The following is an 18215-nucleotide window of genomic DNA, read 5'->3' as shown; positions in this document are numbered from 1 at the left end:
GAAACCTCGACCGGCTCCGATCGTGCCATGCGGCACCGACAAGTCGGGGCCGACCACGAAAGGCCTTAGGGTCGCAGACGGGCCATCTGCGGGCTATCTGAGGAGGAAGTACGGGATGCGGAGCGGTGCACTCAGGCTGGGGCGGCGGGAATTCGGGCCGCACGAGCCGGTGATCATGGCGATCGTGAACCGGACCCCGGACTCCTTCTACGACCAGGGCGCGACGTTCCAGGACGAGCCGGCGCTCGCGCGGGTGGAGCAGGCGGTGGCCGAGGGCGCCGCGATCATCGACATCGGCGGGGTGAAGGCCGGCCCCGGCGAGGAGGTGAGCGCCGAGGAGGAGGCGCGCCGCACGGTGGGGTTCGTCGCCGAGGTCCGCCGCCGCCACCCGGATGTGGTGATCAGCGTGGACACCTGGCGGCACGATGTGGGCGAGGCGGTCTGCGAGGCCGGGGCGGATGTGCTGAACGACGCGTGGGGCGGGGTCGACCCGAAGCTCGCGGAGGTCGCCGCGCGGTACGGGGCGGGGCTCGTGTGCACGCACGCGGGGGGTGCGGAGCCGCGGACCCGGCCGCACCGGATCGCGTACGACGATGTCATGGCGGACATCCTGCGCGTGACGGTGGGCCTGGCGGAGCGGGCGGTCGAGCTCGGGGTGCGGGCGGACGGGATCATGATTGACCCGGGGCATGACTTCGGTAAGAACACGCGGCACTCTCTTGAGGCGACGCGTCGTCTTGAGGAGATGGCGGAGACGGGGTGGCCGGTGCTGGTGTCGCTGTCCAACAAGGACTTCGTCGGCGAGACGCTGGACCGGCCGGTGAAGGAACGGGTGATCGGGACGCTGGCGACGACGGCGGTGTCGGCGTGGCTGGGGGCGCGGGTGTACCGGGTGCATGAGGTGGCGGAGACGCGGCAGGTGCTGGACATGGTGGCGTCGATCGCGGGGCACAGGCCTCCGGCGGTGGCGCGGCGGGGGTTGGCGTAGGCCGGCCGGCTGCCCGGCGTGCGGGACCCGGGGCGCTGCCCCTGGGCCCCGCCGCTCAAGCGCCGGACGGGCTGGAGAAGATGTCCTCGATCGCCGGACGGGCTTGGGGGTGGCCGGACGGGCCGAAAAGGTGTCCTCGAACACCGGACGGGCTCGGTTGCGCCGGACCGGCCGTGGAGCTCGGGGACGAGACGGCAGTTACCGTCCGACCTCCTTCGTCACCAGCGTCACCGCTTCGTCCACGTCGTCCGTCACGTGGAAGAGCAGCAGGTCCTTCTCCGAGGCCTTGCCGCCGGCGACCACCGTTTCGCGGAGCCAGTCGACCAGGCCGCCCCAGTAGGCCGTGCCGAAGAGGACGATCGGGAAGCGGGTGACCTTGCCGGTCTGGACGAGGGTGAGGGCCTCGAAGAGCTCGTCCAGGGTGCCGAGGCCGCCGGGCAGGACCACGAAGCCCTGGGCGTACTTCACGAACATCGTCTTGCGGACGAAGAAGTAGCGGAAGTTGACGCCGATGTCGACGTGCGGGTTCAGCCCCGACTCGAAGGGCAGCTCGATGCCGAGGCCGACCGAGACGCCCTTCGCCTCCCGGGCCCCCTTGTTGGCGGCCTCCATCGCGCCCGGGCCGCCCCCGGTGATCACCGCGAAGCCCGCGTCGACCAGCGCCTTGCCGATCCGGACGCCGGCCTCGTACTCCGCCGATCCGGCCGGGGTGCGGGCCGAGCCGAAGACGCTGATCGCGCTCGGCAGCTCCGCGAGGGCGCCGAAGCCCTCGACGAACTCCGACTGGATGCGCATCACCCGCCAGGGGTCGGTGTGCACCCACTCGGAGTCGCCCTCGGAGTCCAGCAGCCGCTGATCGGTCGTGCCGGCCTGGACCTGCTCCCTGCGGCGGACCACCGGACCCAGCCACTGTTCCCCGGGGGCCACCGCGCCCTCGGGGACCTCCGCGCCTTCGGGGATTCGTGCGTCCTCGGCGTTGCCCATGTTCCGCTCCCTCCACCGACCCGCGTCGTCCTGGGCCGGGCTGTGTCGTGCTGCGTCCGGCCAGCGTAGATCGGCGGAGGTTACGTACGGGGGAATGCCGTGCGTCGGGCGGTCAGAGGATCAGGACGTCAGCCAGGAGCGGAGGCGGTCCTCGCAGTGGGTGATCTTCTCGACCACCACGTGCTCGTCGCGCTTGTGGGCGTACATCGGGTCGCCGGGGCCGTAGTTCACCGCGGGGACGCCGAGGCCGCCGAAGCGGGAGACGTCCGTCCAGCCGAACTTGGGCCGGGCGGTGCCGCCGACCGCCGCCATGAAGGCCTTCGCGGCGGGGTGGGAGAGGCCGGGCATGGCCGCGCCGGAGTGGTCGTCGATGATCATCTCGGCGACCCCGCAGTCGGCGAAGACCTCGCGGACGTGGGCGATGGCCTCCTCCTCGGTGCGGTCGGGGGCGTAGCGGTAGTTGACGACGACGGTGCAGGCGTCCGGGATGACGTTGGTGGCGACGCCGCCCTCGATGCCGACGGCGTTGAGCCCCTCGTGGTATTCGAGGCCGTCGATGACCGGGCGGCGGGGCTCGTACGCCGCCAGCTTCGCCAGGACCGGGGCCGCCGCGTGGACGGCGTTGGACCCCATCCAGCTGCGCGCGGAGTGGGCCCGCTCGCCTGTCGTACGGAGGTGGACCCGGAGCGTGCCCTGGCAGCCGCCCTCGACCTCGCCGTCGGAGGGCTCCAGGAGGACGGCGAAGTCTCCGGCGAGCCAGTCGGGGTGGGCGGTGGCGATGTGGCCGAGGCCGTTGAGGTCGGCGGCGACCTCTTCGTTGTCGTAGAAGATGAAGGTGAGGTCGCGGTTGGGCTCGGGGACCGTCGCGGCGATCCTGAGCTGGACGGCGACTCCGGCCTTCATGTCGGTGGTGCCGCAGCCCCAGAGGACGCCGTCCGCGTCGAGGCGGGAGGGGACGTTGTCGGCGATCGGCACGGTGTCGATGTGCCCGGCGAGGACGACACGCTCGGTGCGGCCGAGGTTCGTGCGGGCGACGACGTTGTTGCCGTGGCGGTCGACGGTCAGATGGGGCAGGGAGCGCAGCGCTGTCTCGATCGCGTCGGCGAGCGCCTTCTCCTCCCCGCTGACCGAGGGGATGTCGACGAGCCGGGCGGTGAGCGCCGGGCCGTCCAGGGTCAGGTCAAGCGTGCTGTCGGACATGGCCACGACCCTAGAGGACCGGGGTGGGGGCCCTGCCGCGGCCCCGGAGGGCCGGGATATCGGCCCCCGGCCGTACCCTCCAGTACGGTGGGGCCCGTGCCCCGGACAGCCAGCCCCGCCCGCCGTCGCCGCAGCCGTCTTCTCCGCTACGCGGCCGCCTTCGCCGTGCTCGCCGCGCTGGGCGGTTATCTGGCCGTGCAGTACGACTCCTCCACCACCGAGTCCGCACCGCGCTGCGTGGTCCGGGCCCCCGAGGGGGACCACACCTACGAGATGAGCCTGCACCAGGCGGCCAACGCGGCGACGATCTCCGCCGTGGGGACCACCCGCGGGATGCCGGAGCGGGCGGTGACCATCGCGATCGCGACGGCGATCCAGGAGTCCACGCTCCGCAACATCGACCACGGGGACCGGGACTCGGTGGGCCTGTTCCAGCAGCGGCCCTCGCAGGGCTGGGGCACCGTGGCGCAGATCATGGACCCGGTGTACTCGGCCGGGGAGTTCTACGACCACCTCGCCGAGGTCCCGGGGTACTCGCGGCTCCCGCTGACCGTCGCCGCGCAGCGCGTGCAGCGCAGCGGTTTCCCGCAGGCGTACGCGAAGCACGAGCCGGACGCCGCACTGCTGGCCGCCGCGCTGACCGGGCGCGAGCCCGCCGCACTGAACTGCACGCCGTCGAAGAGGACCGCCCAGGGACCCGGGGACGCGGCGCAGGTGCGGGCCGAACTGGTCCGCGTCTTCGGCAAGGACGTCCTGCCCGCCCCGAAGGCGGCGGGCGCCGCGGCGGCCGCCACGGTCTCGGTGCCCGTACCGGCGACGGCCCGGGCGAAGGCGGAGGGCGGCCCTCGGCGCGGCTGGGAGCTGGCGCACTGGGCGGTGGCGCACTCCGACGAGCTGCGGGTCGACCGGGTGAGCTTCGCCGGCCGGGTCTGGGAGGCCGGTTCCGGCTGGCGGACGGAACGTACGAAGGGCGAGGAACCGGACACGAGGGCCGTCGGAATCCGGGTCGCTCAGTAGTACGATCCATCACCCGTACGGTCCCTTGAGGCGGCCGCCCGAGGCCCCCTGGACCCCCTCTTCGACGGTCCGTTCATCCCGCACCGATTCCCTTGCAGCCCAAGGGAAGTGACGGTTCATCGAACGGTTTCGGAATGGATCGTTTGCCCGGGTTCCTCCACTGCGGATTATCGGACGCGTTGCTCAGCTTTTACCTCTGCCCGCCGCAACTTTCCCTCCCCTCGGCCCTGTTGTTCAGTGCGTCCGGCTCACCGGACCGAATCACTGACCATCCCGTCGAAGGAGCACCATGTCCCTCCCCCTGACCCGTCGGATCGCTCGTACCGCGCTGCTGATCGCCGCGGGTGCGGCCCCCGTGGTCGGTGCGGCCGGCGCCGCGAGCGCCGCAGAGCTCCCGCAGACCCCGGACCTCGGCGGTCTGACCGCGCTGGACGGTGCCGGTCTCGGCAACACCGTGGACAGCGCCGCCCGGCAGGGCACCCAGGCCGCCGGTGACACCGGCGGCCGCCTCGTCGGCACCGCCCTGCCCGCCGCGGGCAAGACCGCGGGCCAGACCGCCAAGGTGGCCGCCCCGGCCGTCCAGGACACCGCCGGTCAGACCGCGGGCAGCGCGGGCGAGGCCGTCGGCGGCATCGCCGGTGCCGCCGGTGGCGGCCTGCCGACCGACGCGCTCGCGGGCGGCCTGCCCACCGACGCGCTGCCGCTGGGTGGCCTGCCGATCGGCTGACCCGCCGACGTACGAACATGCGAGAGGGGCCCGGGGGGTGCGCACTCCCCGGGCCCCTCTCGTACGTGCGCCTCACATCAGGGCACGCCCCGTACGCACCGGGTCAGGACAGCCGCTTGACCGCCGCCGCCACCCGCTCGTCGGTCGCGGTGAACGCCACCCGGACGAAGTTCTCGCCCGCCGGGCCGTAGAAGTCGCCGGGCGCGACCAGGATGCCCAGCTGCGCGAGGTACGCCACGGTCTCCCAGCACGGCTCGTCGCGGGTCGCCCAGAGGTAGAGGCTCGCCTCGCTGTGCTCGATCCGGAAGCCGTGCGCCTCCAGGGCGGCGCGCAGGGCCAGGCGGCGGTCGGCGTACCGGGCGCGCTGCTCGGCCACGTGCACGTCGTCGCCGAGGGCGGCGACGGCGGCGGCCTGGACGGGGGCGGGCGTCATCATCCCGCCGTGCTTGCGGATCAGCAGCAGCTCGCCGAGGACGGCCGCGTCGCCCGCGATGAAGGCGGCGCGGTAGCCGGCCAGGTTGGAGCGCTTGGAGAGCGAGTGGACGGCGACGATCCGCTCGTAGTGGCCGCCGCAGACGTCCGGGTGGAGGACGGAGACCGGCTCGGCCTCCCAGCCCAGCTCCAGGTAGCACTCGTCGCTGAAGACCAGCACACCGTGCTCCCGCGCCCAGGCGACGATCCGGACCAGCTCGTCCTTGGCCAGCACCTTCCCGGTGGGGTTGGAGGGCGAGTTGAGCCAGAGCAGCTTCAGCCCGGCCGGGTCCAGCTCGGTCGGGTCGTCGTAGACGACGGGCTCGGCGCCGCAGAGCCGGGCGCCGACCTCGTACGTCGGGTAGGCGAGCCGCGGGTAGGCGACCCTGTCGCCCGCGCCGAGGCCGAGCTGCGTCGGCAGCCAGGCCACCAGCTCCTTGGAACCGACGACCGGCAGCACGTTGGCGTGGGTCACACCGGTCGCGCCGAGCCGCCGCTCCACCCAGCCGGTGAGCGCGTCGCGCAGGGCCTCGGTCCCCCACACCGTCGGATAGCCGGGGCTGTCGGCGGCGGCGACGAGCGCCTGCCGGATCACCTCGGGCACCGGGTCGACCGGCGTACCGACGGAGAGGTCCACGATGCCGTCCGGGTGGGCCTGCGCCGTCGTCTTGTACGGCGTGAGCCTGTCCCAGGGGAAGACCGGGAGGCGGGAGGAGACTGCGGACACGGGACTCTGCTTTCTCGGGTTGCTCGGGGGCTCGGGCCGTTGACGGCCGTACGGGGAAACGCCTCGGTCCCGCACGGTGACAAGCCGTACGGGACCGGGCTGCGCACATGGTGCCGGTGGTTACGCGTTCTGCGGCGGCAGTCCTGCGACGAACGGGTGGTCACGCTCGATGAGGCCCAGCTTGGAGGCACCGCCCGGCGAGCCGAGGTCGTCGAAGAACTCGACGTTCGCCTTGTAGTAGTCCTTCCACTCCTCCGGGGTGTCGTCCTCGTAGAAGATCGCCTCGACCGGGCAGACCGGCTCACAGGCTCCGCAGTCGACGCATTCGTCCGGGTGGATGTACAAGGACCGCTGGCCCTCGTAGATGCAGTCGACGGGGCACTCTTCGATGCAGGCCTTGTCCTTCACGTCGACACAAGGCTGCGCGATGACGTAGGTCACGCTGTCGTTCCTCCTCGGTAGGGCGTTGGCTCTCGCGCGGGAGCGCGGCGTCGTCGATGCCCGCCCCTAGTATCTCCGTTCTCGGGCACGATCCGAACAGGAGGGGCGGACAGAGCTGTGGAATTCACCATGGGCGGACGGCTGGAAGTCCGCATCACACCGGCTGACGTGGGCAAACGCGTCTCCGTCCGGCGGCGTACCGAGAAGGCCGGCGCGGGCGCGGAGTTCACCGACACGGTCGGCGTTCTCACATCATGGGACGAGGGTGTGGTCGCGATCACACGAAAGAGCGGGGAGTCCGTCCACATCGCGGAATCCTCCCTGGTCGCGGGCAAGGTCGTCCCGGCCGCCCCGGCCCGTCGGCGGGGTCCGGCCGCCTCCTTCCAGGAGCTGGCCGCCGTCACCGCGCGGGCCTGGCAGCCGGTGGAGAGCGAGCCCCTGGGCGAGTGGCGGCTGCGCGCCGCCGGGGGATTCACCCGGCGTGCCAACTCCGCGCTGCCGCTCGGCGATCCGGGGATGCCGCTCGGCGAGGCGTTCGGGCGGGTCGAGAGCTGGTACGAGGAGCGGGGCCTGCCCCCGTACATCCAGACGGCGACCGGGGCCGGGGGAACGCAGGAGGCCCTCTGCGCGGAGCTGGAGCGGCACGGGTGGCGGCGCGAGGTCACCGCGGAGGTACGGATCGCCGCGCTGGCGCCGGTCGGTGACCTGGACGCGGAGGTGTCGGCGGTACGGCTGAGCCGCACGCCGGACGAGGCGTGGCTCGCGCGCTACCAGCGGTTCTCCACCCCCGGCCCGCATGTGCTGCGGGTGCTGGGCAGCGGGCCCTCGGTCTGGTTCGCCACGGTGGCGGGCGGCGGGGAGGCCGGTGGGGATGCTCCCGCGGCGATCGGCCGGTGTGTCGTGGACGGGCGCTGGGCGGGGTTCATGGCCGTCGAGGTCGCCCCCGAGCACCGGCGGCGCGGGCTGGCCACGTCCGTGATGGCGGCACTGGCCCGGCGGGCCCTGGACGAGGGCGCCTCGGCCGCCTGGCTCCAGGTGGAGGAGGACAATGGAGGGGCGCGGGCGCTGTACGACGGCATGGGCTTCGCGGCGCACCACCGCTACCACCACTTCCGGCCCGCATAGCGGGGACCGCAGACCCCCCTGGCCGGGCGGGGGCAGCCAGCAGCAGGGACGAGCAGGGGCATGGGTCGCATATGAGCGCGCAGGATTCCGGTACGGCCGACCGCCGGCGGCAGTTCGCCGAGGAGGCCCGGTCGGAGCGGCCGGATCTGGCGCTGCTCTGTCTGCTGCTGGGCGCGGAGGCAGGCCCGGTCGGCCCGGAGGAGCCCCGCCCGGTCGATCCGGACCACACCTCCCCCGACCCGTACGGGATCGACGCGGCCCAGATCGAACTGGACCGGCTCGCCGGGCTGCTGCCGTACGGCTCCCGCTCCCCCGCCGGCTGGGCCTCCGCGCTGGCGGAACTGCTGGGCGGGCGGTTCGAGTTCGGCGGCTCATCGGGCGACTACCAGCGGCTGGAGTCCTCGCTTCTCCAGCAGGTTCTGCGGCGCCGCCGGGGGCTGCCGATCCTGCTCTCGGTGGTCTGGATCGAGGTCGCCCGGCGGGCCGGCGCCCCGGTCTACGGGGTGGCGCTGCCCGGCCACTTCGTCGTCGGCTTCGGCGACCCGGAGCAGCCGGTGCTCGTCGATCCGTTCACCGGGGGCGCGCCACTGACCGGTGACGACGCCGACCTCCTGGTCACCGCGGCGACCGGGTCGCGGCTTGAGCCGTCCATGCTGACGCCCGCGCGGCCGCTGGAGACCGTGCTGCGGATCCTGAACAACATCAGGGCCTGGGCGGCCGCCCGCCCCGAGCGAACGGATGTGGCCCTCTGGGCGGTGGAGCTCTCGCTCCTCCTGCCCTCGCGCCCGGCCCGGCTGCGCTACGAGCGGGCCCAGCTCCTGGTCCAGCGCGGGGAGTTCCAGCGCGGGGCGTCGGAGATGGAGGAGTACGCGGAGGTCCTCGACGCCATCGAACCGACGACGGCCGAGACGATCCGGCGGAAGGCGCAGGCGGCGCGGGCGCTGCTCAACTGAGGCCCTTGGAGGGCCAGGGGCCCGGTGGATCTGGCCGGAAAGCAGTCCGAATTCCGGCTGGAAACCGCACCTTTCCGTCCCCCCGCGCCGGACCCCGGGGAGCCGGTTCCGGCCAGTCCGACACTCCGTGCGCTCCCGATGTACCCCCGAACGCCCCCATCCGCGCCCATCAGGCACGGGAATCCGCCAATTCGTCGGCGTACCCGAATGCTCATGCGCTCCACTGGAGACCCGTCACCCGACGCGCACACACCATCGCATTCTGCGATACGCCTGTAGTGCGCGCGCCAGGAGAGAAATGCCGAGGGCAGCTTGATGACAACCGTTCTGCTGGTCCACACCGTGCCCCTGTGGCGCGCTTCGCTCGCCTCCCTGCTCGGCTCGGGGCAGGGAATAGACGTACGGACCGCCGACCGGGGCGCGATACGTTCGGCACTCGTCGGCGCAGGACCGGTCCCGGGGCCGGATGTGCTCCTCACCGACCTCGACTGTCCGGACGCGCTGGACGTCCTGGAGGAGGTGAGATCCCTGGCCGAACCGCACGGCAGATGCTGTCCGCTGGCGGTCCTCACCCGCAGCGACCGGCCGCGCGGGCTGCGCCGGGCGTACGAGGCGGGGGCCCGCGGCTATATCGACAAGTACCGTCCGGTGGAGGATCTCTCCGAGGTCATGCACAAACTGGCCGACGGCGGGCGGCATATCGACGAGTCACTTGCCTTCAGCCTGTTACAGGTGGCCGACATGCCCTTATCCCCCAGGGAATTGAGCGTGCTCTCCCTTGCCGAGGGCGGGGAAACCGTCTCCGGAATTGCGCAGCGGCTGCATCTGACCCCGGGGACGGTACGGAATTACCTCGCCGCTGCCATCCGGAAGTCGGGGGCGCGTAATCGGGTCGACGCGATCAGAAGAGCGAAGGAGGCGGGGTGGATATGAGCCCGTTCCCGCGGCCGCTCCGGCGGGACTGCTCGTCCGGTTGGCCGTTGTCGCGGCGGGGCTCCTCGTCCGGTTCACCGTTGTCGCGGCGGGGCTCCTCGTCCGGTTCCCAGAGTCCGGCCAGGTCCCGGTAGAGGGCCGAGGTGCGGAGCAGTTCGGCGGAGGTGCCGCAGCAGGTGCGGGGGCCGTCCATCACGAGGATGCGGTCGGCGCGCCGGGCCGAGCTGAGGCGGTGGGCGACGACGACCAGGGCACCCGGCAGGGCGGCGAAGGCCAGTTCGGCACGGGTCTCGGCGGCCGGGTCGAGGCGGCTGGTCGCCTCGTCGAGGACGGTGAGGGGCGGGGCCGCCAGATAGGCCCGGCCGAGGGCGACGAGCTGGCGTTCGCCCTCGGAGAGCCGGTCCGGTTCCAGGGGCGCGTCGAGGGAGCCGAGCCGGGAGATCAGGGGGTCCAGGCCGAGCGCGTCGATCATGGCGGTGACGGACCGGTCGCTCGCGTCGGGGCGGAGGTAGCGGAGGTTGTCCCGCAGCGAACCGGTGAACACGTAGGCGTGCTGGGGCAGCAGAACCCGTACGGAGGTGGCATCGGCCCCGCGCACCGGCCGCCCGTGCCACCGCACCGAGCCGCCGGTGGGCGCCTCCACCCCGCGAGCACGGCGGCGAGCGTCGACTTGCCGCTGCCGCTCGGCCCGACGACGGCCAGGTGCTCGCCGGGGTCGACGGTGAGCGAGAGCCGGTCCAGGACGGGGTGCGCGGCGGGGCCGTACGCGAAGGTGACGGAACGGAGTTGGGCGACGGGGGCGTGATCCTCCGGGAGCGGTGCCCGGTCGTGGGCCTTGTCCTTGGCCGGGGCGGCTGGCACAGCGGGCAGCCGGTCGGCGTCCGTGTCCTCGGCCGGAGGCGGCGGCGCGTCCGTGAAGCGGTCCAGGACCACCAGCAGGCGGCCGCCGACCGTGGAGAGCATGGTCATCAGCGCCTGCACCGCCGGGGCGAGCGCCTGGGTGAGGTACGTCAGCGCGCCGACCAGTGCGCCCGGGGTGAGGCCGTTGCGGAGCAGCCAGGGGGCGCCGAGGAGCAGCAGGAGAGGTGGGAAGCGGCCGCAGACCGCCAGCGCCACCACCCGTACGCCGGACCAGCGGGCCAGTGAACGGGCCGCGCGGACCTGGTCGCCGGCCAGCGCGCCGGACTCCGCCACCGTGCGGTCGGCGGCACCGGCGGCGGCGATGTCCCGCAGATCGGCGGCGGTCCTGCCCGCGTGGGCGGCGTACGCCTCGTCGGCGGTGAGGTAGTCGCGCTGGCGGGCGGCCATCGGCAGCAGGGTGGCCAGGAAGAGGGCGGTGCCCAGGACCAGTGGGGGCGCCACGATCAGCAGGAGCCTCGGCTCCAGGGCCAGCAGCCCCGCCACCGCCCCGGCCACCGTGAACACGAACGACCGCAGCGTCAGGACGAGTCCGGCCCAGCCGTCGCGGGCGATCTCACTCTGATGGGTGACCTGGGAGAGGGAGCGGGCGGTGGTGCCGGCGGGATGCGCGAGGGCGCCGGAGAGCGCGCGGGAGACCGCGCGCCGCACCAGCCCGTCGCGCAGCGGCTCCACCAGGTCGGCGAGGCGCCCGAAGACACCCCGGGTGGCGAGCTGGGCGGGGAGCACGGCCACGGCGGCGACGGCCAGCCAGAGGAGGCCGGTCAGCGGGCGTCCGGCGAGGAAGCCGTGGTCCAGGGCCCTGGCGACGCCGAATCCGCCCAGGAAGGTCTGGACGAACTCCAGCAGGGACCAGCCGGCCAGCCGCAGGACGGTTCCGGTGCGGGCACGGAGGAAGGGGCGGGCGTCACGGGTGACCCGGGTGAGAGCACCGTTGCGGCGGGCGTCGCCCTGGGCGGGTCGGGGTGCGTCGCCCTGGGCCGGTCGGGGTGCGTCGCCCCGGGCCGGTCGGGGTGCCTTCACCGGGCCTCCGCTTCCTGCATCGCTTCGGAGCGCGGCGGTGGTGGTAGCCGCTCCCCCGCCTCCGTACGGAACACCGCCCGGTACTCCGCATCCGCCCACAGCTCCTCGTGCGGACCCGTCGCCCGGACGCGGCCGTCCTCCAGCCAGAGCACCCGGTCCGCGCGGGCCGCCGAGGAGAGCCGGTGGGCCACGATCACGCGGGTGGAGCGCCCGGCCCGCTCGTCGAGGGCGCGGCGGACGTGGTGCTCGGTGACGGTGTCGAGGCCGGAGAGCGCGTCGTCCAGGATCAGCAGCCGGCCGGGATGGGCGAACGCGCGGGCCAGGCCCAGGCGTTGGCGTTCGCCGCCGGAGAGCGGGGCGTCGGTGAGCGGGGTGGCGTAGCCGTACGGGAGGAGCCCGACGAAGCCGTCGGCACGAGCGGCCCGGGCCGCGTCCCGTACCGCCTCGGCGTCGGCGGTCCACGGCCCGAAGGCAATCGTGTCCTCGACCGTGGTGCCGGACAGGGCAGGGCGGGCGAAGGCGTAGGCGACCTCGGGGCGCAGGAGGGCGGGGTCCATGGCGGTCAGGGGTACGCCGTCGAGGAGCACGGTCCCGGTGTCCGGGTCGATGAGCCGTCCGGCGACCGCCGCGAACACCGACTTGCCCGAGCCCGAGCGGCCGACGACGGCCAGCGACGTACCGCCGGGGACGGTGAGGCGTACGCCGGTGAGCAGGGGCTGTCCGTCCTGTACGACGCTCACGTCCCGCAGTTCGAGGTGGCCGGGGCCGCCGGGGACCGGGCCGAGGCCCCGGTGCGGCAGCGGGTCCAGGGTGAGCAGCGGGTCCAGGGTGCGGGCGGCGGCGCGGCTGCGGGCGAGGGCACCGAGCGCGCCGGTGAGGGCGCCGATGCCGACGGCGAGGGCCGCGTACCGGGAGGCGGCGACGAGGTCGCCGACGCCGATCGCGCCCGCGCCGAGCCGGAGTCCGCCGACCGCGAGGACCAGCAGCATGAGGAGCGGCAGCAGCAGGGCGCTCTGGCCGGAGGCACGCCCGTACACGGTCCAGGTGCGGCGGCCGTGGTCGGCCAGGGCGCCCAGCGGTTCGAGGATGCGGCGGTACTCGCGGGCGCCGGTGCGGGCCGCGCGGATGGTGTCCGCGCCGTCGAGGGCCTCGGTGAGGCGGTGGGCGATGACGGACTGGGCGCGCTGGTAGTCGGCCCCGGCGTCGGCGGTGCGGCGGGTGAAGGTGTGCAGGAGGGCGACGAGGAGGGGCGCGCCGAGGAGGAAGGCGGCCGCCGTCCAGGGGTCGATGAGGAAGAGGCCGGTGACCGCCCCGAGCGGGAGCAGGACGCCCGCGACGGCTCCGGCGGCGGTGACGGGTGCCGCCGCCGCGTCGGCGGTGCGGGCGGTCAGCCGGGCGGTGAGGTCGCCGGTCGGTACGGCGAGGGCGGCGCGCGGTTCGGCGGCCAGGACCCGGGCGGTGGTGCGGGTGCGCAGATGGGCGGTGAGGCGGGCGGTGGTGCTGGTGCCGAGGACGGCCGCGCCCGCGTCGAACCCGGTCTCGGCGAGGGTCAGCACGGCGCAGAGCAGCAGCCCGGACCAGGGCACGGGCCCGCCGTCGATGAGCCCGTCGACGGTGTGGCCGAGGGCGGCGGGCAGGGCGAGGGCGGCGAGCGCGCCGCCGGTGGAGCAGAGGAACAGGGCCAGGAGGGCGGCGGGATGGCGCCGGGCGAGCCGCCGGGTGCCGGACGCGGTCGCGGGGCGGGGCTTCAGCCGCACGGGGTGTTCCTTTCCGGCTCGCGGTGGTCGGTCCGCACGTACTCTCCCCTTCCGGTCCGCGACAGCCTCTCCCCTTGTGGCTTGCGGGAGCCTCTCCTCTTCCGGCTCACGGCAGCGCATAGGGGCTCGCGGGAGTGGCCGGCGTACGGACGCCGCCGGTCCCGGGCGGAAGAACCGCTCGGGACCGGCGGACGGGCCGCCCGGTCCGCCGGTGAGGTCACCAGCAGACCGGGCGGCGCTGCATCACGGGGTGCAGAGGGTCACGCTGAGGGAGCTGTACTCACAGACCAGCAGCGAGACCTGGCTGCCCGTGGCGAGCTCGCCGAAGTTCTCCTCGGCCGGGGTCTCCATCGCCTGAAGGTCAAGAAGCGCCATGATGGTGTTTCCTTTCTGGGACGGTAACCGGAACCCGTTGCTCCGGCTGGGTGTTGAGCGGTGGTGGTGCTACGACCCCTGAAGGAGCCGGTCCGTGGGGCCGCTCGCGCGGCCGGGGTGGGCCGCCGGTGGAGCGGCGGCGAGGAAGGGAAGCGTGGTGGGCGGGCCCGGCGCGGTGTCCAGCGCGCTGCCCAGGGCGAGCAGACAGCCGGCGGTCCCGGTGGCCAGGTCCATCGACAGCCGCATCAACTGCTCACCGGCGAAGGCGAGTCCGCCTCCGTCCGGGAGCGCGTGACCGGCCAGGAGACGGGTGTGGAGGCGGACCGCCCGCTGCCGGTTCTCCCCGTCGCACAGCGGCGTGGCCGCCAGGTGCATCAGGAGTCCGGCCGAGCCGCGCAGCAGTCCGGGCTGGATGTAGAAGGCGGAGAGCGCGGCCGGGAGCAGGGCGCGGCCCTTGGCCTCCAGCTCCGGGTCGGGACGGTGGGCCAGGTAGGCGTCGATGACGGCCGCGATTCCGGCGCTGCCCGCTCCGAGGTAGGGCATCAGCCGCTTGCCCTCGACGACGAGGAGTTCGCCGTCGTCACCCGCCCGGCACCGGTCCAGGTCACGCCGCAGAGCCGCGGCCGCCAGGTCGAGGAGGGCGGTGTCCCCGGTGGTCTCGTACCGCCGTATCAGCAGCAGGGCGACCCCGGTCGCACCGTGCAGGAGGCCGGTGCGGGGTGAGGGCGAGCCGTCGACCAGGGCGCGTACGGCGAGAGCGGTGCAGCGGCCGGCCGCTGCGGCGAGCGCCGGGGCTTCGGTGGCGGAGGCGGTGCGGGCCAGGTCGTCGAGGGCGAGGCCGATACCGGCGTACCCGCTGTGCAGGCCGGGTGTCAGCCCTTCCAGGGGCTGGTCCAGGATGATCCGGGTGAGGTCGGCGGCCTCGGCGGAGCGGCCGATCCGGTTCAGGGTCCAGGCGATGCCGGTGAGGCCGTCGTAGAAGCCGAGGGGGGAGCCGGAGGCCGGGTCCTTGGCCTGCCGCACCAGCCACTCCTCGGCCGGCTCGCAGCGCGGGGCACCGGTCTCGTGCAGGGCGAAGAGCACCCCGGCCGCCCCGTAGGCGAAGGACTGGCCGCCGGTCGCGGTGGCGAACTGGGCGATGTCGCCCGGGAAACATCGGTCCTCGCGGTCGGGCGTACAGGAGGCGGCGATGGCGCGGGCCATCGCGGCGCGGCTCTCGGGCCAGTCACCGGGCGCGGGCGGCAGTGGCGAGGGTGTCTCCGTGCCCCGCTGGATCTCCTCGACCGCCGGGCGCAGGCTCTCCTCCGCCACCGGGAAGATGTGCGCGATCTCCCGGGCGAGACCGGCGGCCTTCGTGCGGTCGATGCCGAAGAGGGTGGTGAGCGGCAGGTACAGGGCAAGCCGCAGACAGGCGAGTGCGTACCGGTCGATCTCGGTGCCGCGCCGGTCGGGCGGGGCCACGAAGGCCGGGTTGGCGACGATCTGGCGGCGCCGGTCGGCGGCCGGGGAAGCTGCCTCGAAGTCCAGCAGGACGATCCGGGAGGTCTCCTCGTCGACCATGACGTTGCTCATGTGCAGGTCGCTGATGACGATGCCGCGAGCGTGTACGGCCTCGACGGCGCTCTCGACCTGCCCGTACAACTCCTCCGCCCACACCGCGTGTTCGGCGAGCAGCTCGGGGGACGGGTTCTGCCGGGCGAGCGGGAAGCGGCGGGCGAAGACGGTGTTGAGCGTGGTGCCCGGTATGTACTGCAGCACGAGGAAGTGGTGGCCGCCGACCTCGAACGCGTCGTGCACGGCCGGTACGCACTCCAGTCCCGCCAGCCGCTCCAGCGCGGTCCGCTCCCGCTCCAGCCGGGCGACGGCATCCGCCCCGTCGGCGGCGAGCCCGGCGTAGGGGCGGGCCTCCTTGAGGACGACCTGCTCGCCGGTACGGGTGTCGCGGCCGAGGTAGACCCCGCCGCCGTTGGAGAAGTGGAGCGCCTTCTCGACGGTGTACGGCACATCGCCGAGGCCGGTGGCGGCGCGCGCTTCGAGGTGCGGCTTCAGGAACTCCGGCGGGGTCACCCAGGCCGGTATCCGGAAGGCCGGGCCCCGGTCGTCGGGGACGAGGCGGCCCTGCGGGTCGGCGACGGCGGGCACGGGCCGCCCGTCGGGGCCCGCGCAGAATCGGGCGGCGAACGCCCCGTACCGGGTGTGCACCGGACCGTTCCCGCACCGCAGATCGCTGAGGATGTACGGGCCGTGCTCGCCCTCCAGCAGCTTCATCAGCGCGGCGCACACCTCGGGGAACGTGTCCTCGGAGTGCGGGTAGACCGTGATGAACTTGCCGCTCCCCGCCCGGTCCGCGTACTTGGCGTTCCGCAGGTTCAACAGGCCGGGCGACGGTACGCACTTGAAGGGCAGCCGGTGGGCCAGACAGTGTCCGGCGACCCTCTCCAGCACCGATGCGGCGTTGTCGGCGGCGGCCGCTATGTGGATCTTCCACCCCTGGGCCGGCAGCCGGAGCCCGTCCGGGCTGAAGGAGAGCCAGTCGCCGCGCCGGGAGCGGGTCCACCCCTGGGGGGCGGCGCCCCGGACCGGTGCGTAGAACGTGCGCTCCTCGGCGCCGTCCTCAAGCGAACGGTGGGGTGCGTCGTAGAAGCGGCGGTCCGCCTGGCAGTACGCGGCGTACTCCGGATTCACGACATTCCCCTCGCTCGGTCGTTGCTGGCGAGAGAGAAATTGTCATAACGATGAGCATCGCCAATAGTCACCGATGTCATGACTCATACATGCGCACGATCCATGCGGACCGCATCGCGCAACCGTGCTTTCCCTGCTGCGGGCAGGGGCGCACGCGGGGCGCGTTCAGCCTGGGGCGCGCACCGGTCCGTCCCCGCCCGGGGACGGAATCAGCCCGCCGCGCGCACCAGCCCGTCCCCGGCCGACGTAGGGAGACAGAGCACGGACCGCCCGTCCCGGCGGCGCCGCACCAGCCCCGCGTCCAGCAGGACCCGCAGGTGACGGCCGACGGGGCCCAGCCCCTGCCCGGTCAGCGCGGTGAGCCGGGTGGTGGACAGCGGCGAGGCCGGCAGCACGGGAACTCCCGCCCGCGCCGGGCCGATCAGCGCACCGAGTGCCTGCGGTACGGGGCTGCGGGCGGGACGCGGAGAGGAGCCGACAGGCAGACTGCGGGGGGACGGATCACCCCGTACGAAGGAAACGAAGGAGACGACGACCTCGTGACCAGCCAGGACACCTTCAACTCCCCCGAGAGCTCCGAGAGCTCCGAGAACCAGGCCCCCGGCCGCAGCCAGCGGGAGGCCATGCTCGCGGGCGAGCTCTACCTCGCCGACGACCCGGAGATCGCGGCGGACGCCCTGCGCTCGGCGCTCCTGAACGAGCGCTTCAACGCCACATCGGCCGGCGACCCCGAGGCCCGGCGCGCCGCGCTGGCCGAGCTGCTGGGCGAGCTGGGCGAGGGCGCCGAGATCCGTCCGCCGCTGCGGGTGGACTACGGGCACCAGATCACCGTGGGCCCGCGCACGTTCGTCAACTTCGGGGCGGTCTTCCTGGACGTCGCCCGCATCACGATCGGCGCCGACGTCCAGATGGGCCCCAACGTCCAGCTCCTCACCCCCACCCACCCCATCGACCCGGAGCCGCGCCGCGCCAAGTGGGAGGCCGCGCAGCCGATCACGATCGGGGACAACGTGTGGCTGGGTGGCGGGGCGATCGTCTGCCCCGGCGTGAGCATCGGGGAGAACACGGTGGTCGGCGCGGGCGCGGTGGTCACGAAGGACCTGCCGGCGAATGTGGTCGCGGTGGGCAATCCGGCCCGGGTGATCCGCAAGATCGGGGAGGCGGAGGGGAAGGCGGCCCCGACGGCTCCGTAACCGTGGGCCTGGGGTCGTGGACCGACCCGGCTCCACGACCCCGCCCCTCCCCGGCCTCGCCCCTACGCCGCCCGCCACGCCTCCGTCGCGCACGAGACCTCGAAGTGCCACCACCCCTCGTCCTGGCCACGGACGAGCAGTTCCTTGATCGCCCGGAGGTCCGCGCCGCCCGGCACGGTGAACGCGACCAGTGGGAACTCCGCGCTGAACACCTCGCCGCCCAGCCCGAACGGGGCGAGCCGCGCGTGCACGGCGCGGGCGTCCCGGCCGAGCGGACCGTCCGGCACGGGCAGCACCCGTACGGTGCAGTTGCCCGAGTCCGCCGCCCGCCCGGTGGCCCAGTGCACCCCGTCCGCGTCGGTCGTGAACCGTACGGTCTCGCCCTCGGCGACCCCGTCCTGGAGGAAGGGCACGTTGTCGAGGCGGGCGGTGTCGGCGCTCAGCCGGGTCGCCCACAGCCCCTCGGTGTCGTACGGCAGCCGGCCCTCACGCGGCACGAAGCGGAACCAGACCTTGATCCGTCGGCCGACGTCCTGGGCCGGGTGCCCGTCGCGGGGCGGGCGCGGCGGACCGGCGTCGGGCGAGCTCATGGCCCCATGGTCCCCCCTGTGCCGGGCTCCCGCTCGTCCGGCCTCGTGCCGCCGGGGGCCGCGGCGGGCACGCGGAACACCAGTTCATGAAGTCAACGAGCACCCCAA

General features: G+C 73.8%; 15 protein-coding genes and 2 pseudogenes. 7 read left to right on the top strand and 10 right to left on the bottom strand.

The annotated features are described in order from the left end of the window. The first annotated feature begins 115 nt into the window (after positions 1 to 115). Positions 116 to 988 (top strand): dihydropteroate synthase, encoded by an 873-nt coding sequence (gene folP / locus D6270_RS22775; protein WP_015611164.1) that lies wholly within the window; start codon positions 116 to 118, stop codon positions 986 to 988. A gap of 198 nt (positions 989 to 1186) precedes the next feature. Here folP and D6270_RS22770 read toward each other — a convergent pair whose 3' ends face one another. Continuing rightward, positions 1187 to 1972: an LOG family protein gene (locus tag D6270_RS22770; RefSeq protein ID WP_109163753.1), complete on the bottom strand. Its 786-nt coding sequence runs from the start codon at positions 1970 to 1972 to the stop codon at positions 1187 to 1189. A gap of 120 nt (positions 1973 to 2092) precedes the next feature. Beyond that, a complete protein-coding gene (gene dapE, locus D6270_RS22765) occupies positions 2093 to 3172 on the bottom strand; it encodes a succinyl-diaminopimelate desuccinylase (RefSeq protein WP_109163754.1) in 1080 nt (359 codons plus the stop codon). A gap of 96 nt (positions 3173 to 3268) precedes the next feature. Between dapE and D6270_RS22760 the strand changes: the two genes are divergently transcribed. After that, positions 3269 to 4189 carry a hypothetical protein gene (locus D6270_RS22760; RefSeq protein WP_204117068.1) on the top strand — a complete coding sequence of 307 codons (921 nt, stop codon included), beginning with the start codon at positions 3269 to 3271 and terminating at the stop codon, positions 4187 to 4189. Between the two features lie 289 nt (positions 4190 to 4478). Next, complete coding sequence (locus tag D6270_RS22755; RefSeq protein ID WP_109163756.1) at positions 4479 to 4916, top strand: ATP-binding protein; 438 nt, start codon at positions 4479 to 4481, stop codon at positions 4914 to 4916. A gap of 103 nt (positions 4917 to 5019) precedes the next feature. On the opposite strand, the gene dapC is transcribed toward D6270_RS22755, so the two are convergent. Continuing rightward, positions 5020 to 6114, bottom strand: a complete 1095-nt coding sequence (gene dapC / locus D6270_RS22750; RefSeq protein ID WP_109163757.1) for a succinyldiaminopimelate transaminase — start codon at positions 6112 to 6114, stop codon at positions 5020 to 5022. 120 nt (positions 6115 to 6234) lie between these two features. After that, positions 6235 to 6555: a ferredoxin gene (fdxA, locus tag D6270_RS22745; RefSeq protein WP_109163758.1), complete on the bottom strand. Its 321-nt coding sequence runs from the start codon at positions 6553 to 6555 to the stop codon at positions 6235 to 6237. Between the two features lie 117 nt (positions 6556 to 6672). Here fdxA and D6270_RS22740 point away from each other — a divergent pair, with 117 nt between their 5' ends. The 3 genes from D6270_RS22740 to D6270_RS22730 all read left to right on the top strand — a co-directional run bounded on the left by D6270_RS22740 (position 6673) and on the right by D6270_RS22730 (position 9566). Continuing rightward, positions 6673 to 7680 (top strand): GNAT family N-acetyltransferase, encoded by a 1008-nt coding sequence (locus D6270_RS22740; RefSeq protein WP_109163759.1) that lies wholly within the window; start codon positions 6673 to 6675, stop codon positions 7678 to 7680. A gap of 71 nt (positions 7681 to 7751) precedes the next feature. Beyond that, positions 7752 to 8633, top strand: coding sequence for a transglutaminase family protein (locus tag D6270_RS22735; RefSeq protein ID WP_109163760.1), 882 nt, complete (start codon positions 7752 to 7754; stop codon positions 8631 to 8633). Between the two features lie 315 nt (positions 8634 to 8948). Further along, positions 8949 to 9566 (top strand): response regulator transcription factor, encoded by a 618-nt coding sequence (locus D6270_RS22730; protein ID WP_109163761.1) that lies wholly within the window; start codon positions 8949 to 8951, stop codon positions 9564 to 9566. Here D6270_RS22730 and D6270_RS22725 read toward each other — a convergent pair. The 5 genes and pseudogenes from D6270_RS22725 to D6270_RS22705 all read right to left on the bottom strand — a co-directional run. Beyond that, a pseudogene (locus D6270_RS22725) lies at positions 9535 to 11507 on the bottom strand (ATP-binding cassette domain-containing protein). The gene D6270_RS22730 and the pseudogene D6270_RS22725 sit on opposite strands and share 32 nt — an antisense overlap. Continuing rightward, a complete protein-coding gene (locus D6270_RS22720) occupies positions 11504 to 13264 on the bottom strand; it encodes an ABC transporter ATP-binding protein (protein WP_109163763.1) in 1761 nt (586 codons plus the stop codon). Before D6270_RS22720 ends, D6270_RS22725 begins: the two are co-directional and overlap by 4 nt. A gap of 243 nt (positions 13265 to 13507) precedes the next feature. Next, entirely contained in the window at positions 13508 to 13639 is a 132-nt protein-coding gene (locus tag D6270_RS22715) for a SapB/AmfS family lanthipeptide (RefSeq protein ID WP_093692443.1), read from the bottom strand. A gap of 69 nt (positions 13640 to 13708) precedes the next feature. Beyond that, complete coding sequence (gene lanKC, locus D6270_RS22710; protein WP_109163764.1) at positions 13709 to 16324, bottom strand: class III lanthionine synthetase LanKC; 2616 nt, start codon at positions 16322 to 16324, stop codon at positions 13709 to 13711. Positions 16325 to 16533: 209 nt separating this feature from the next. Continuing rightward, positions 16534 to 16779: pseudogene (locus D6270_RS22705) on the bottom strand (ArsR/SmtB family transcription factor); the annotation flags it as partial. A gap of 168 nt (positions 16780 to 16947) precedes the next feature. On the opposite strand from D6270_RS22705, the gene D6270_RS22700 reads away from it, so the two are divergent. After that, the gene (locus D6270_RS22700; RefSeq protein WP_109167302.1) at positions 16948 to 17517 is read left to right on the top strand and encodes a sugar O-acetyltransferase; all 570 of its coding nucleotides are present in this window, start codon (positions 16948 to 16950) and stop codon (positions 17515 to 17517) included. 62 nt (positions 17518 to 17579) lie between these two features. Here D6270_RS22700 and D6270_RS22695 read toward each other — a convergent pair whose 3' ends face one another. After that, positions 17580 to 18107: a DUF4265 domain-containing protein gene (locus tag D6270_RS22695; protein WP_109163765.1), complete on the bottom strand. Its 528-nt coding sequence runs from the start codon at positions 18105 to 18107 to the stop codon at positions 17580 to 17582. Positions 18108 to 18215: the final 108 nt, after the last annotated feature.

Source organism: Streptomyces griseus subsp. griseus (assembly GCF_003610995.1).
In the GTDB taxonomy this organism is placed as follows: Bacteria; Actinomycetota; Actinomycetes; order Streptomycetales; family Streptomycetaceae; genus Streptomyces.
The sequence above is the reverse complement of the archived record's forward strand: the minus strand, read 5'-3'. Positions and strand labels throughout refer to the sequence as shown.